We start from the raw sequence: 12,197 nt of genomic DNA, 5'->3' as shown, positions 1-12,197 counted from the left end.
GGCGGTCGCACATTCAGCATCGATGTTGACTGAGCCAACGCCATCGCGAGCAAGCTTTGCTCCTACAGGGTTTACGCCACTCAGTGCGGCGCGCGGGGAATGGTTTTCAGCAGGTCATCGGGGCTGATGTAGCCGACCACCGGCTGCACGCTGCCCGGTTGCGGCAGGCCCAGGATGTGGCCTTTCATCTTGCCGATGATGTGCATTTCACAAGGCTTGCAGTCGAACTTCAGCGTCAGCACTTCATCGCCGTGGATCAATTGCATCGGCGCAACCTTGGTGCGCACGCCGGTAACGCCCTTGGCCTGTTTCGGGCACAGGTTGAAGGAGAAGCGCAGGCAATGCTTGGTGATCATCACCGGCACTTCGCCCGGTTCCTCGTGGGCTTCGTACGCCGCGTCGATCAGCTTGACCCCGTGACGGTGATAGAAGTCACGAGCCTTCTGGTTGTAGACGTTGGCCAGGAACGACAGGTGCGACTCCGGATACACCGGTGGCGGATTGGTCTCGGCCTTGCGGCCACCCCGTGGGTGAGCAAGAAGGCGGGCCGCAGTCAGCGCTTCAATCACTTCGCGGCGCAAGGCCTTGAGCTGCGAGTTGGGAATGAAGTACGCCTGCGGGGCATCCAGCCTGGTGTCGGTGGCGTGGTATTCGGTGGTGCCCAGTTGACCGAGCAGGTCGCGCAGTTGCTCCAGCGCCTGCTCCGGCTTGTTGGCCAGACCAAACGGACCTTCCAGCGCGACACTGGCAATGACGCCCTCCTCGCTGGTGGCGGTCAGTTCCAGGCGTTCTTCGCGCAAACGGGCCATCCAGGAAAGACCGATACGACGCTCGGCGGAGGTCTTCTGCAAGGCCTGCTGCCAGTTGTGGTCGAGGTTGCGGTTCAGTGGATGGTTGGGCCGCAGTTTGTGCAGCCCTTCCGGCATCTCGTTGGGTTCGACGCGATAGCGATAACGCTTCTCGCCGTCCTCCTCGAACTCACCCTTAGGCTCGGCGATATTGGTACGCCAACCCACCACGTCGCGCTTGACCAGCACATTGAGGCCGTCGCCGTTGGACAGCGGCTCTTGGGTGACCACCAGCATGTCGCGCTTGCCGACTTTCTCCACCACGCCGACCGGCAGGCCGGTGAACGTCGGCGAATCGAACGCACCGATGTCGATCTTGCGTTCGCTGACGAAATAGTCGGTGCTGCCACGGTGGAAGGTCTTGTCCGGGTCGGGCACGAAGAAATGCGCGGTGCGGCCGCTGGACGCACGGGCCAGGTCCGGACGGTCTTCGAGCACCTCATCGAGGCGCTGGCGGTAGTAGGCCGTGATGTTCTTCACATAGCCCATGTCCTTGTAGCGCCCTTCGATCTTGAACGAGCGCACGCCGGCTTCCACCAGGGCGCGGATGTTGGCGCTCTGGTTGTTGTCCTTCATCGACAGCAGGTGTTTTTCGTAGGCGATCACGCCGCCCTTTTCATCCTTGAGGGTGTACGGCAAACGGCAGGCCTGGGAGCAGTCGCCCCGGTTGGCACTGCGCCCGGTCTGCGCGTGGGAAATGTTGCACTGGCCGGAGAACGCCACGCACAGCGCGCCGTGGATGAAGAACTCGATCGCCGCGTCGGTCTCGTCGGCGATGGCGCGGATTTCCTGCAGGTTCAGTTCGCGAGCCAGTACCAGTTGCGAGAAACCGGCCTGATCGAGGAACTTGGCCCGCGCCAGGGTGCGGATGTCGGTCTGGGTGCTGGCGTGCAGCTCGATCGGTGGAATGTCCAGTTCCATTACGCCCAGGTCCTGGACGATCAGCGCATCGACACCGGCGTCGTACAGTTCGTGGATCAGCTTGCGCGCCGGCTCCAGTTCGTTGTCGTGCAGGATGGTGTTGATGGTGGTGAACACCCGCGCGTGGTAACGATGGGCGAACTCGACCAATTGGGCGATATCGCTGACTTCGTTGCAGGCGTTGTGGCGGGCGCCGAAGCTCGGGCCGCCGAGGTACACGGCGTCGGCGCCATGCAGGATGGCCTCGCGGGCGATGGCGACATCGCGGGCAGGGCTGAGCAATTCCAGGTGATGTTTGGGCAGGGACATAATATTTTTTTAGTCAGGCTGTCACGGTCGAGGTGCGCATTGTAGCGGCGAATGGCCTGACCGGCACCCATACGCTGCCGGGTGGCAGCGCGGTTGCCCGGCAGGTTCGGCAAAAACCAACGAACAAAATTCCTCGCCGGCCCCTAGAATGTGCAAAACGCGAATAACAAAAGGATCGAGCCATGGACCACGTCAATCACATCCTGATCGTCGATGACGATCGCGAAATTCGCGAACTGGTGGGCAACTACCTGAAAAAGAACGGCTTGCGCACCACCATGGTCGCCGACGGCCGGCACATGCGCAATTTTCTGGAAACCAACCAGGTCGACCTGATCGTGCTCGACATCATGCTGCCCGGCGATGACGGCCTGGTGCTGTGCCGCGAATTGCGCTCGGGCAAGCACAAAGCCACGCCGATCCTGATGCTCACCGCACGCAACGACGAAACCGACCGCATTCTCGGCCTGGAAATGGGCGCCGACGACTACCTGACCAAACCCTTCGCCGCCCGCGAACTGCTGGCGCGGATCAACGCCGTGCTGCGCCGCACCCGGATGCTGCCGCCCAACCTGCTGGTCACCGAAACCGGCCGCCTGCTCGGTTTCGGCCGCTGGCGCCTGGACACGACCGCCCGTCACTTGCTGGACGAAGACGACACGCTGGTAGCCCTCAGCGGCGCCGAATATCGACTGTTGCGGGTGTTTCTCGATCATCCGCAACGGGTACTGAGCCGCGACCAGTTGCTCAACCTGACCCAGGGCCGCGACGCCGATCTGTTCGACCGCTCCATCGACTTGCTGGTCAGCCGCCTGCGTCAACGGCTCAAGGACGACTCGCGGGAAGCGACCTACATCAAGACCGTGCGCAGCGAAGGCTATGTGTTCTCCTACCCGGTGGAAATGCTCGACGCGCAGGCCTGAGGGTTTTTCCGGGGTTTTGTATCTGTTTGTATAGAAACCCCGGCCGGATACGCAAAAGCCGATTTCGAGCGTTTCAGGCACACATCAGCGATACACCCCGGCGTTTAACTGTGACCACCAGATAGCAGCAGCTACTGACCACTCACACTTAAGCGCACGGAGAATTACCCATGTTCAACTTCTCGAAAGTTTCGTCCCTGGCACTCGGCCTCGCCCTGGTGGGTGGTCTTGGCTTGTCGAACCTGGCATCGGCCAACACCGCGAGCGTTGCCTCGCAAAGCCCGATCCAGGCCTTGCTGGCCGAAGGCGGTTCGGACCGTTTGCAGCAAAATCGCGTCGCCGAGGGTGGCTCCGATCGCCTGATCGAGAACCGTGTCGCTGAAGGCGGTTCCGATCGACTGATCCAGAATCGTGTCGCTGAAGGTGGCGCCGATCGTTTGCAGGAGCTGCGTGAGCGAGTTGCCTCGATCCCGAGTAACGCAGTGCGCGGCGGTGTAATTGTCGCCGAAAACCGCGCCGAGTTCGGTTCGAAATATCAGCGCTACTGATCGCGATCTCCCTTACAACACAACCCACTGTGGGAGCGAGCTCGCTCCCACAATTTTAACTTCAGCCACTCCCCACAATCCTCACATCTGACACAAAAGCCCCGGAGATAGTCCGGGACAGTGGCACTATGCCCGTACTAAGATCGGCGCCTCACTTCATCAAGGACGATTCATGAAGCGCTTTGCCGGTTGCCTGCTGTTTTTCCTGAGTCTGAATACGCTCGCGGCCAACCTGACCCTGCTCACCGACAACCACCCGCCCCTGCATTTCGAGCAAGGTGGCCAACTGGTGGGATTCGGCGTGGATGTGGTGCAAGCGCTGGCCGAACGTACCGGCGACCACGTGGACCTGCAGCAACTGCCGTTGTTGCGTGCCTTGCGCGTGGCCAACACCGAACCGGGCATCGGGGTGTTCACCGTATTGCGCACCGCCGAACGCGATGCCCAGTACCAGTGGGTCGGGCCGTTGCTGGATGTGGAAACCGCGCTGTACTCCGCCGACAGCACCCGGCCACCGGTGCACAGTTTGCTCGAGGCCGGCAGCCTGGGGAGGATAGTCGTGCCGCGCAAATGGCTGGTCTACAGCTATTTGCAGACGCAGGGCCTGACCAACCTGTATGGCGTCGCTTCGTCCGAGCAGATGATGCGCCTGGCACGCATGGGCCGAACCGACTTCGTGGTGGCCGACACCCTGTCCATCGCCTCGATGGCCCGGGAAGAAGGGTTGGCGCCCAGCCAGTTGCACTACCAGATGCCGCTGATGCAGCAGGCCAGCTACATCGCCTTCTCGCTGCAGACCGATGCGCGTCAGGTAGCGCGCTGGCAACAGGCGCTGGACGAGATGACCCGCGACGGGCGTCTGGAGCAGATCAAACAACGCTGGCTCAGCGACAGCCCGCCTCGCTGAATACCATCACCATCCTCGATAACGACTATGCGCAAGGGTGTTTTTTCATCAAAGCGCTCCAGCACTACAGTGGACCCATCTTCTCACCACGCTCTGGAGCAACATCATGAAAAGCATCATCAGTCTCGGTTTCGCCCTCTCGGTCCTTGGCGCTACTTCGGCCATCGCCGCACCGCACGCCACTACGCCAATCGTTGCCGCTGCCAAATCCAGCCAACCGGCAACCCTGAACGTCAACACCGTCGGCATCGACCGTCAGGACAGCCAAAAAGAAAAACTCTACGTCGCGGAAAACCGCCCTGAGTTCGGTTCCAAATATCAGCGTTATTGATCAACGGCCTTGGGCTGCTTGAAACAAGAAACCCCGCCAAAAGCGGGGTTTCTTGCATTCGGGGGTCAGCGTACCAATCGCGCCGCCAAAGCCTTGGCCTGACTGGCCACATCCGTCACCGCCGTACTTTCCCACCACATCCCGCGCAACGGCGGTCCCATGGCGAACAAATGGCTTGCGGCCCGACCGTCGGCATCCAGCACCGCACCGTCCGCCTCGGCGGCGATACCCAGCGCCAACGGCCCCGGCCGGATCAGGCCACGCGCCAGCAATTGTTGTGGCAGCGGTCGTGCCACCCGGCGCCAGTCGTATTCGATGCCGCTGGAGTTGATCAACGCCGCGCCGGTGACGACTGTGGTTTGTGCCTCGCCGCGACGTCGAATGCGGATACTGACCTCGCCGTTCACCGAAGGCTCAAGCCCCTTGAACGACGCAGCCTGAATGCGCAACCGCCCTTCCCCGTGCAAACGTTCCACCAATTCCGCGCTCAACGGTGGCGAGCGGTGGTGATGGCTCTCCCACCATGGCCGAATATGCCGCACAAACTGCCGACGCTGCACATCGCTGGCCTGATTCCACAAGCGACCGATATGCGCCCGCACCGTGTCCAGCGGCGCCTGCCAGTCGATACCCTGCGCAATGGCGTCGCGACAATGCCGGCGCAGTTCGCGTACCAGTTGACGAGGCGTGCGAATGCCGTGGTCTTCAGCGAGAAAATCCACCCAGGCCGGCGGTTGCCGCCGCACATGGGGTAGCAGGCCGTGACGGGAAAACACTTCGATCGGCCCGCGATGCCCGGCCTGTTCCAGCGAGACCACGGCATCGACCATGGTCAGGCCCGAGCCGATGATCAAAACCGTCGACTGCGGATCAAGTTGCTGCATCGCGGCCACATCCCACGGATCAAGTGCCGCTGCGTTCAAGCCGCTGGATTCGGTCTGCGGCGTGCGCGCGGCGGGGAACATCCCGGTGGCCAGCACGGCAAATTCGCCCTGCAAACGCTGGCCATCGCTCAAGGTCATCCGCACCGATTGCGCATCGCTTTGCAAATCGACCACCTCGGCCCGCACATGCTCGACCGTCGAACCGTGCAGCGCGCCCACCGCCTGCGCCTCGGCCAGACGCTGTTGCACATACAAACCAAAAATTCCCCTGGGCGGAAACAGTTCGCTGATCGGCACATGCTGCTCATCCGACTCCGGCCAGCCGCCGGCGGCAATGTATTCGGTCAGCCATTGGGTCAGGTCATCGGCGTTGTCCGGGTCGACGCTCATGCGCGCCGCGTTGCCGTTGAGCGTATGCCCCAGCTCTACGGCGCTATAGGCCTCGCCCCGACCCAGTTCGGCGCGCGGTTCGATCACCAGCACGTGGCGCCGGCCCGGCAGGCGCAGAAGTTGCGCCGCCAGCATCGCGCCGCTGAGGCCGCCGCCGACGATCAGGATGTCCGCGTGACGGATGGCGTCGGTCGCCTGTCCGCTTTGGGTTTCACTCATGCCGTTCTCACTGATCAATGTTTGCCTAGATAGAAACCATGCAGATCGCCCCGGGCCAGCAGCTCATCGGCGCTGCCGGACAACACCACTCGGCCGGTATTGAGCACATAAGCCGTGGCGGCGTACTTGAGCGCCACATTAATGTTTTGTTCGGCAATCAGGAAGCTCACCTGCGCCTCGCGATTGAGCTGGGCGACGATCTCGAAAATCTCCTGGACGATGATAGGCGCCAGGCCCATGGAAGGTTCGTCCAGCAGGACTAAAGTCGGACGCGTCATCAAGGCCCGACCGATGGCAACCATTTGCTGCTCGCCACCGGATGTCAGGCCGGCCTGGGTCTTGCGCTTGGTTTTCAGGCGCGGAAACCAGGCGTAGATGCGCTCCAGATCGCGAGCCATGTCCTGCCGGCTCAAGCCACGAACAAAGCCGCCGCTGCGCAGATTGTCCTCCACCGTCAGTTGCCCGAACACGTGCCGGCCTTCCAGCACATGCACCATGCCCTGACGCACCCGCAGGCTCGGATCGACGCCTGCGGTATCACGCCCCAGAAATTCGATGCTGCCGCGACTGACCTCGGCCCGCTCGGCGCGCACCAGCCCGGAAATCGCCTTGAGCGTGGTGCTTTTACCGGCACCGTTGGCGCCGAGCAAAGCGACGATGCCGCCCTTGGGCACCGTCAGCGACACCCCGGCCACGGCCAGAATCGCCCCGTCGTAGATCACCTCGATGTCGTTGACCTGCAACAAATCATTGGCAGCAATGTCGCTGACGGCGTGGCTCATGGCTTATTCCTCTGCGGTGCAGGTGCGTGGGGTCAGGCCTTTTTCCTTGGCGAAGGCGGCAGACTTTTCATCGATCAACGGTCGCAGTAGTGCGCGGTCAGCGGCGATCCAGTCGCTGATCAGCGTCCAGTTGGCGCCGTCCCACTGCTGGACCCGCGCCGAACCGCCGCCCTCATGGTCCTTGCAAGACAACTTGAGGTTCTGCATCAGGCCGAAGTAACCCATGTCCTTGAGTCGCGCGTCGTCGATGTTCAAGTGCTCCAGACCCCAGCGCCCTTCTTCGCCGTTGAGCGGCCGCTTGCCGAATTTGCCCTGGGCGGTGCGGATCGCTTCCACCGCGACCGCCGCGTTCACCAACCCGGAGTTGTAGTAGACGCTGCCGAAATTCTTCAGATCCTTGAGGTCACTCTTGCCCTTGTCGAGGATGTACTGCTTGAGGCGCTTGTGAATCTCGAAATCGGTGCCGGCCGGGTATGGCGTCAGCGCCAGATAGCCCTTGGCGGCGGCACCGGCGGGCAAGACGTCTTCGCTGGAACTGGCCCAGATGTCGCCGACGATGTGGTCCACCGGGAAGCCGAAACGTGCAGCGGTCTTCACCGCCACCGGCGTCGACACGCCCCAGGTGCGCAGGAACACCCAGTCCGGGTTGACCTGGCGAATCTGCCGCCATTGCGCCGATTGCTCGTTGCCCGGATCAGCCACCGGAATCTGGATGTTCTCGAAACCGTATTTCTCCGCCAACAGTTTCAGCGGACCGAGGGTTTCGCGGCCATACGCCGAGTCGTGATAGACCGTGGCAATCTTCTTGCCCTTGAGTTTGTCGAAGCCACCTTCGCGCTGAGCGATGTAGTTGATCAGGCTCGAGGCCTCGCTGTAGAAGGTCAGCATCACCGGGAAGTTGTACGGAAACACCGTGCCGTCGGTGGCTTCGGTGCGGCCGTAACCGAGGGTTATCAGCGGGATCTTGTCGACTTCCGCGCGCTCACTCAGGGCATAGGCTGCCGGTGCGCCGTTGGGTTGATAGACCGCGACCGGCGCGCCATCCAGGCCCTTCTTGAAGCGCTCATAGCACTCGATGCCCTTCTCCGCCGTCCACTCGGTTTCACATTCCTGCCAAACCAGTTTCACGCCGTTGATCCCGCCCTCCACCTCGTTGATGTAGTTCAGGTAATCGATCATCCCCGCCCACACCTGCACACCGCTGGAGGCATAGGCGCCGACCCGGTAAGTGGCCAACGGGAAAAACTGCTGGTCCGGCGAGGCCTGGACCATGGGTACTGCACTGCCGAAAACCGCCAGCGCCAACGCGGCGCCGAGCAGCGAACGTTTCAAGGATGCACGCATGTTGTCTCTCTAATCAGTTGGAGGATTCAGAAGCGCAGCGGCCAGTGGCTCAGCCGCTCACGGAGGTTGCCCAGCAGACGGATCAAGCCTTCCGGTTCCTTGATCAGGAACAGGATGATCAGCACGCCGAAGATGATTTTTTGCAGGTTCTGCAACTGCCCGGCGTCCACCGCGCCACCGAGCAAGGCTTGCCCGGCGTGGCTGAGCAGGATCGGCAGCAGGCTGATGAACGCCGCGCCGACGAAGTTGCCGGCAATGCTGCCCATGCCACCGATAATGATGATGAACAGGATCTGGAACGACCGATTGATATCGAAGCTGCTGGCACTGGCCGTGCCCAGATAGGCGAAGGCCCACAGGGCACCGGCGATACCGAGGTAAAACGAGCTGACGGCAAACGCCAGGTGCTTGTAGCGTGCCACTGGAATGCCGATGACGGCGGCTGCGGTGTCCATGTCGCGGATCGCCATCCAGTTGCGCCCGACCTGGCTTTTCACCAGGTTCACCGCGACCCAGGTCAACAGCAACACCGTGCTCAGGGTCAGCAGATAACGGCCCAGCGGCGTGTTCAGGTCATGACCGAACAGCGCCAGTTTCGGCGCCGAAATGGTCCCGGACGAACCGTAGTTGTAGAACCAGGGAAACTTGACGAACAGCCACTCAAGGAAGAACTGCGCGGCCAGCGTGGTGACCATCAGGTAAAAGCCTTTGATCCGCGAGCTCGGCAGGCCGAACACGAAGCCCACCAGCGCACTGATCAAACCACCGCCGAGCAACGCCACCGGCAAGCCCAATTCCGGCACGCGCAGCAAAAAGCCGTACGTGGCGAACGCACCGACCGCCATGAACCCGGCCGCGCCCACCGACGTCTGGCCGGTGTAGCCGGTGAGCAGGTTGAGGCCCAATCCGGCGAGGGACAGCACCAGGAACGGAATCAAAATGGCGTTCAGCCAATAGTCGTTGCCGGTCAGCGGCACGACGACAAAAGCGATCAGCAGCAGGCCCAACAGGCCGAACGGGACGCGACGCTGGAGCAACACCGCCGGCGCGGTTTCGCGAACAAGGGAAATCGACATGGGCTCAGACTCGCTCGATGGCGCGCTCGCCGAACAGGCCGGCGGGACGGATGTACAGGAAGGCCAAGGCCAGGACATAGGCGAACCACGGCGTGATGCCGCCGCCGATCAGCGGGCCGATGTAAACCTCGGCAAGGTTCTCGGCAGCACCGACGATCAACCCGCCGACAATCGCCCCGCCAATCGAAGTGAAGCCGCCGATGATCAACACCGGCAACGCCTTGAGCACCACCAGCGACAGGGAAAACTGCACCCCTTGCCGCGCGCCCCAGAGCAACCCGGCCATTAACCCGACGACACCGGCCACCGCCCAGACGATCTGCCAGATGCGGTTGAGGTTGATGCCGATCGACAGCGCGGCGGTGGTGTCATCCGCCACCGCCCGCAAAGAAATACCGATGCGGGTCTTGTTGAACAGCAGCGCCAGCACCGTCACCAGCACAACGGCCGCCGCCGCAGCGATCAGGTCGAACTGGCTGACCATCATCCCGCCGATGAACAGCGGCACATCGTCGATGCCAAGGTCCAGCGCCCGCACTTGCGAGCCCATCAACCCTTGAGCCAGGCCTTCGATAATGAATGACAGCCCGAGGGTGGCCATGAACAGGGTGATCTGCGAGCGATTGACCAAGGGCCGCAACACCAGCCGTTCGATCAGCAACGCGCCGATGATCATCACCAGCACCGTCAGCAACAGCGCCAGGGCAAACGGCACGCCTTGATCATGCAGGCTGACAAAGGTCAGCGCGGCGAACAGCAGCATCGCGCCCTGGGCGAAATTGAACACGCCGCTGGCCTTGTAGATCAGCACGAAGCCGATGGCGACCAACGAATACATGGTGCCGGCGAGCAGGCCGCCGAGCAGGGTTTCGAAGAAGAACGTCATCAGTGCACCACTCCCAGATACGCCGCGATCACCTCGGGATTGGCCTGCACCTCGGCAGGCGTACCGTCGCCGACCTTGCGCCCGTAATCGAGCACCACCACATGGTCGGACAGGCCCATCACCACGCCCATGTCATGTTCGATCAACACCACGGTGGTGCCGAGGTCGCGGTTGATGTCGGCGATGAAGCGGGCCATTTCCTGTTTTTCCTCGGCGTTCATTCCGGCCATCGGCTCGTCGAGCAGCAACAGGCTCGGCCCGGCAATCAAGGCACGGCCCAGCTCCACGCGCTTTTGCAGGCCGTAGGACAGATTGCCCACCGGCACATCGCGTTCGGCTTGCAGGTCGAGGAATTCAAGAACGCCTTGTGCCTTCTGACGGAAGCTTTCCGCCTCGCGCCGGGCCCGGGGCAAACCGAGTGCCTGCTCGATGAAGTGGCTGCGCAGATGCCGCGACAGGCCGGTGAGCAGGTTGTCGATCACGCTCATTTTCTTGAACAGCGCGTTGTTCTGGAACGTGCGGCCAATGCCCCGGCGCGCGGCGGTCAGCGGGTCGATGCGTTTGAAGGGCTGCTGTTCGAAGACAATCGAACCGGCATCGAAGCGGTACACGCCATTGAGCACATTGAGCAACGAACTCTTGCCCGCGCCGTTAGGACCGATCAGCGCGCAGATCTCGCCCCGTCGAACGTCGAACGACAGTTCGTTGATGGCTTTCACGCCTTTGAAGGACAGGGAAATACCACTGACTTGCAGAATGGAATCGGTCGAGGTCATGCGATGTCCCGTTTGAACTCAGCGAGCCACACCGGCGCGGGTTGCGCTTGCGCTGTGCGCGTGGCTTGCCAGATGAAGTGCAGGTTGTGGAAACCCAGCAGTCGGCGAACGCGGTTTTTGATCAGCCGTTGCAGGGCTTTTTCCGGGTGGGCGATGGCCCAGTCGCAGAGGCGTCGGCGCCAGGTGCCAAGCGGGGCCAGACGGCTGTCGATTTCGTTGGCCAGGACTTGCAGGCGTTCGGTGGAAAGCAGCAGGCCCGACGGCGCGACTTCACGCCGATCACGACTGGCGCTGCCGGGGCTCTCCGGGAAGGCCAGGGCTTGGCCGCTGGTCAGCCACTGTTCGAACAACACGCCCAAGCCGTCCTGCCACTGCGTACCCTCCTCGCTCCACAACTGCGTGCCGACGAGGCCGAGGCGCAGGCGTTGCGGCGGTTCCGTCGGGCCGAGCAGCTCCGAAAAATCGAGCAGTGACTGGCCCTGATTGAGCCAGAGCTGTTGCGCTTGCCGGCCCGGCACAAAGGCATGGGTCGGAGCGCTGCGCCACAACACGTTGTGCAACGCGGGGGCGTCGAGGTTGTCGTCAACGGCCAGCAATTGTCCGCCCACCTGTTGTGCAGCCAAGGCCAGCAGCAATAGATTTGGCTCGAACGCACCGCTGACGGCCAGTCGCGAATCCTCATCGAATCCTTGCTGACGCAAGCCATCGGCCAAACGCTCGACGTCACGCAATACATCAATCCAGCGCCAGACAAACCATTGTCCGTGACGCTTGTGGCGCAACGCCGGTTGCAATGGCTGGACCTGCGCCCAGTGCCGCAATTGCTCCAGCGCCTGGGGCACATTGACCCGCCACTCCGTGGTATCCGCAATCGGCGGACGCTTGAGTTCGTGCACGCTCATGGTTGACCTCCTGTTCATGGGCAAAAGCGTGCGGTGGTCCGCTGGGCTGAAGGGTTAACGCAATCTCTAAAACACCACTGTCCCCTGTGGGAGCGGGCTTGCCCGCGATGGCGATCTGACAGGTGACATGGATGTTGAATGTTCCGGCCTC

Annotated in this window: 12 protein-coding genes; 4 read left to right on the top strand and 8 right to left on the bottom strand. The window is 62.2% G+C overall.

Features of this window, described 5'->3' with window-relative positions; translation table 11 throughout:
* Nucleotides 1-80: 80 nt before the first annotated feature.
* Nucleotides 81-2,078 carry a peptidase U32 family protein gene (locus ACW9JC_RS24465; RefSeq protein ID WP_457458160.1) on the bottom strand — a complete coding sequence of 666 codons (1,998 nt, stop codon included), beginning with the start codon at nt 2,076-2,078 and terminating at the stop codon, nt 81-83.
* 182 nt (nt 2,079-2,260) lie between these two features.
* Between ACW9JC_RS24465 and ACW9JC_RS24460 the strand changes: the two genes are divergently transcribed.
* The 4 genes from ACW9JC_RS24460 to ACW9JC_RS24445 all read left to right on the top strand — a co-directional run bounded on the left by ACW9JC_RS24460 (nt 2,261) and on the right by ACW9JC_RS24445 (nt 4,787).
* Nucleotides 2,261-3,001, top strand: a complete 741-nt coding sequence (locus tag ACW9JC_RS24460) for a response regulator (protein ID WP_338586158.1) — start codon at nt 2,261-2,263, stop codon at nt 2,999-3,001.
* A 170-nt stretch (nt 3,002-3,171) separates the two neighbouring features.
* A complete protein-coding gene (locus ACW9JC_RS24455; RefSeq protein WP_416130284.1) occupies nt 3,172-3,549 on the top strand; it encodes a hypothetical protein in 378 nt (125 codons plus the stop codon).
* Nucleotides 3,550-3,721: 172 nt separating this feature from the next.
* Complete coding sequence (locus ACW9JC_RS24450) at nt 3,722-4,456, top strand: substrate-binding periplasmic protein (RefSeq protein WP_457458157.1); 735 nt, start codon at nt 3,722-3,724, stop codon at nt 4,454-4,456.
* A gap of 106 nt (nt 4,457-4,562) precedes the next feature.
* Nucleotides 4,563-4,787: a hypothetical protein gene (locus ACW9JC_RS24445; protein WP_338586155.1), complete on the top strand. Its 225-nt coding sequence runs from the start codon at nt 4,563-4,565 to the stop codon at nt 4,785-4,787.
* A 65-nt stretch (nt 4,788-4,852) separates the two neighbouring features.
* Here the strand turns inward: ACW9JC_RS24445 and ACW9JC_RS24440 are convergent, their stop codons facing one another.
* The 7 genes from ACW9JC_RS24440 to ACW9JC_RS24410 are packed head-to-tail and all read right to left on the bottom strand — an operon-like array spanning nt 4,853 to nt 12,046.
* Nucleotides 4,853-6,280 (bottom strand): FAD/NAD(P)-binding protein, encoded by a 1,428-nt coding sequence (locus tag ACW9JC_RS24440; protein ID WP_457458155.1) that lies wholly within the window; start codon nt 6,278-6,280, stop codon nt 4,853-4,855.
* 14 nt (nt 6,281-6,294) lie between these two features.
* A complete protein-coding gene (locus ACW9JC_RS24435; RefSeq protein ID WP_457458153.1) occupies nt 6,295-7,062 on the bottom strand; it encodes an ABC transporter ATP-binding protein in 768 nt (255 codons plus the stop codon).
* A 3-nt stretch (nt 7,063-7,065) separates the two neighbouring features.
* On the bottom strand, nt 7,066-8,406 hold the full coding sequence (locus ACW9JC_RS24430) for an ABC transporter substrate-binding protein (RefSeq protein ID WP_457458151.1): 1,341 nt from the start codon (nt 8,404-8,406) through the stop codon (nt 7,066-7,068).
* Between the two features lie 26 nt (nt 8,407-8,432).
* Nucleotides 8,433-9,482 (bottom strand): branched-chain amino acid ABC transporter permease, encoded by a 1,050-nt coding sequence (locus tag ACW9JC_RS24425; protein ID WP_457458149.1) that lies wholly within the window; start codon nt 9,480-9,482, stop codon nt 8,433-8,435.
* A 4-nt stretch (nt 9,483-9,486) separates the two neighbouring features.
* Nucleotides 9,487-10,368 carry a branched-chain amino acid ABC transporter permease gene (locus tag ACW9JC_RS24420; protein ID WP_457458147.1) on the bottom strand — a complete coding sequence of 294 codons (882 nt, stop codon included), beginning with the start codon at nt 10,366-10,368 and terminating at the stop codon, nt 9,487-9,489.
* Nucleotides 10,368-11,144, bottom strand: a complete 777-nt coding sequence (locus tag ACW9JC_RS24415) for an ABC transporter ATP-binding protein (RefSeq protein WP_448107291.1) — start codon at nt 11,142-11,144, stop codon at nt 10,368-10,370. The genes ACW9JC_RS24420 and ACW9JC_RS24415 overlap by 1 nt, the downstream gene beginning before the upstream one ends.
* The gene (locus ACW9JC_RS24410) at nt 11,141-12,046 is read right to left on the bottom strand and encodes an AMP-binding protein (protein WP_457458144.1); all 906 of its coding nucleotides are present in this window, start codon (nt 12,044-12,046) and stop codon (nt 11,141-11,143) included. The genes ACW9JC_RS24415 and ACW9JC_RS24410 overlap by 4 nt, the downstream gene beginning before the upstream one ends.
* Nucleotides 12,047-12,197: the final 151 nt, after the last annotated feature.

This window comes from Pseudomonas sp. SDO5591_S426, from assembly GCF_054070755.1.
This window is presented reverse-complemented; position numbering and strand designations above follow the sequence as displayed.

Coding starts and splice junctions, on each gene's coding strand:
- ACW9JC_RS24465 (WP_457458160.1), bottom strand. CDS start 2,078: ATGTCCCTGCCCAAACATCACCTGGAATTGCTCAGCCCTGCCCGCGAT.
- ACW9JC_RS24460 (WP_338586158.1), top strand. CDS start 2,261: ATGGACCACGTCAATCACATCCTGATCGTCGATGACGATCGCGAAATT.
- ACW9JC_RS24455 (WP_416130284.1), top strand. CDS start 3,172: ATGTTCAACTTCTCGAAAGTTTCGTCCCTGGCACTCGGCCTCGCCCTG.
- ACW9JC_RS24450 (WP_457458157.1), top strand. CDS start 3,722: ATGAAGCGCTTTGCCGGTTGCCTGCTGTTTTTCCTGAGTCTGAATACG.
- ACW9JC_RS24445 (WP_338586155.1), top strand. CDS start 4,563: ATGAAAAGCATCATCAGTCTCGGTTTCGCCCTCTCGGTCCTTGGCGCT.
- ACW9JC_RS24440 (WP_457458155.1), bottom strand. CDS start 6,280: ATGAGTGAAACCCAAAGCGGACAGGCGACCGACGCCATCCGTCACGCG.
- ACW9JC_RS24435 (WP_457458153.1), bottom strand. CDS start 7,062: ATGAGCCACGCCGTCAGCGACATTGCTGCCAATGATTTGTTGCAGGTC.
- ACW9JC_RS24430 (WP_457458151.1), bottom strand. CDS start 8,406: ATGCGTGCATCCTTGAAACGTTCGCTGCTCGGCGCCGCGTTGGCGCTG.
- ACW9JC_RS24425 (WP_457458149.1), bottom strand. CDS start 9,482: ATGTCGATTTCCCTTGTTCGCGAAACCGCGCCGGCGGTGTTGCTCCAG.
- ACW9JC_RS24420 (WP_457458147.1), bottom strand. CDS start 10,368: ATGACGTTCTTCTTCGAAACCCTGCTCGGCGGCCTGCTCGCCGGCACC.
- ACW9JC_RS24415 (WP_448107291.1), bottom strand. CDS start 11,144: ATGACCTCGACCGATTCCATTCTGCAAGTCAGTGGTATTTCCCTGTCC.
- ACW9JC_RS24410 (WP_457458144.1), bottom strand. CDS start 12,046: ATGAGCGTGCACGAACTCAAGCGTCCGCCGATTGCGGATACCACGGAG.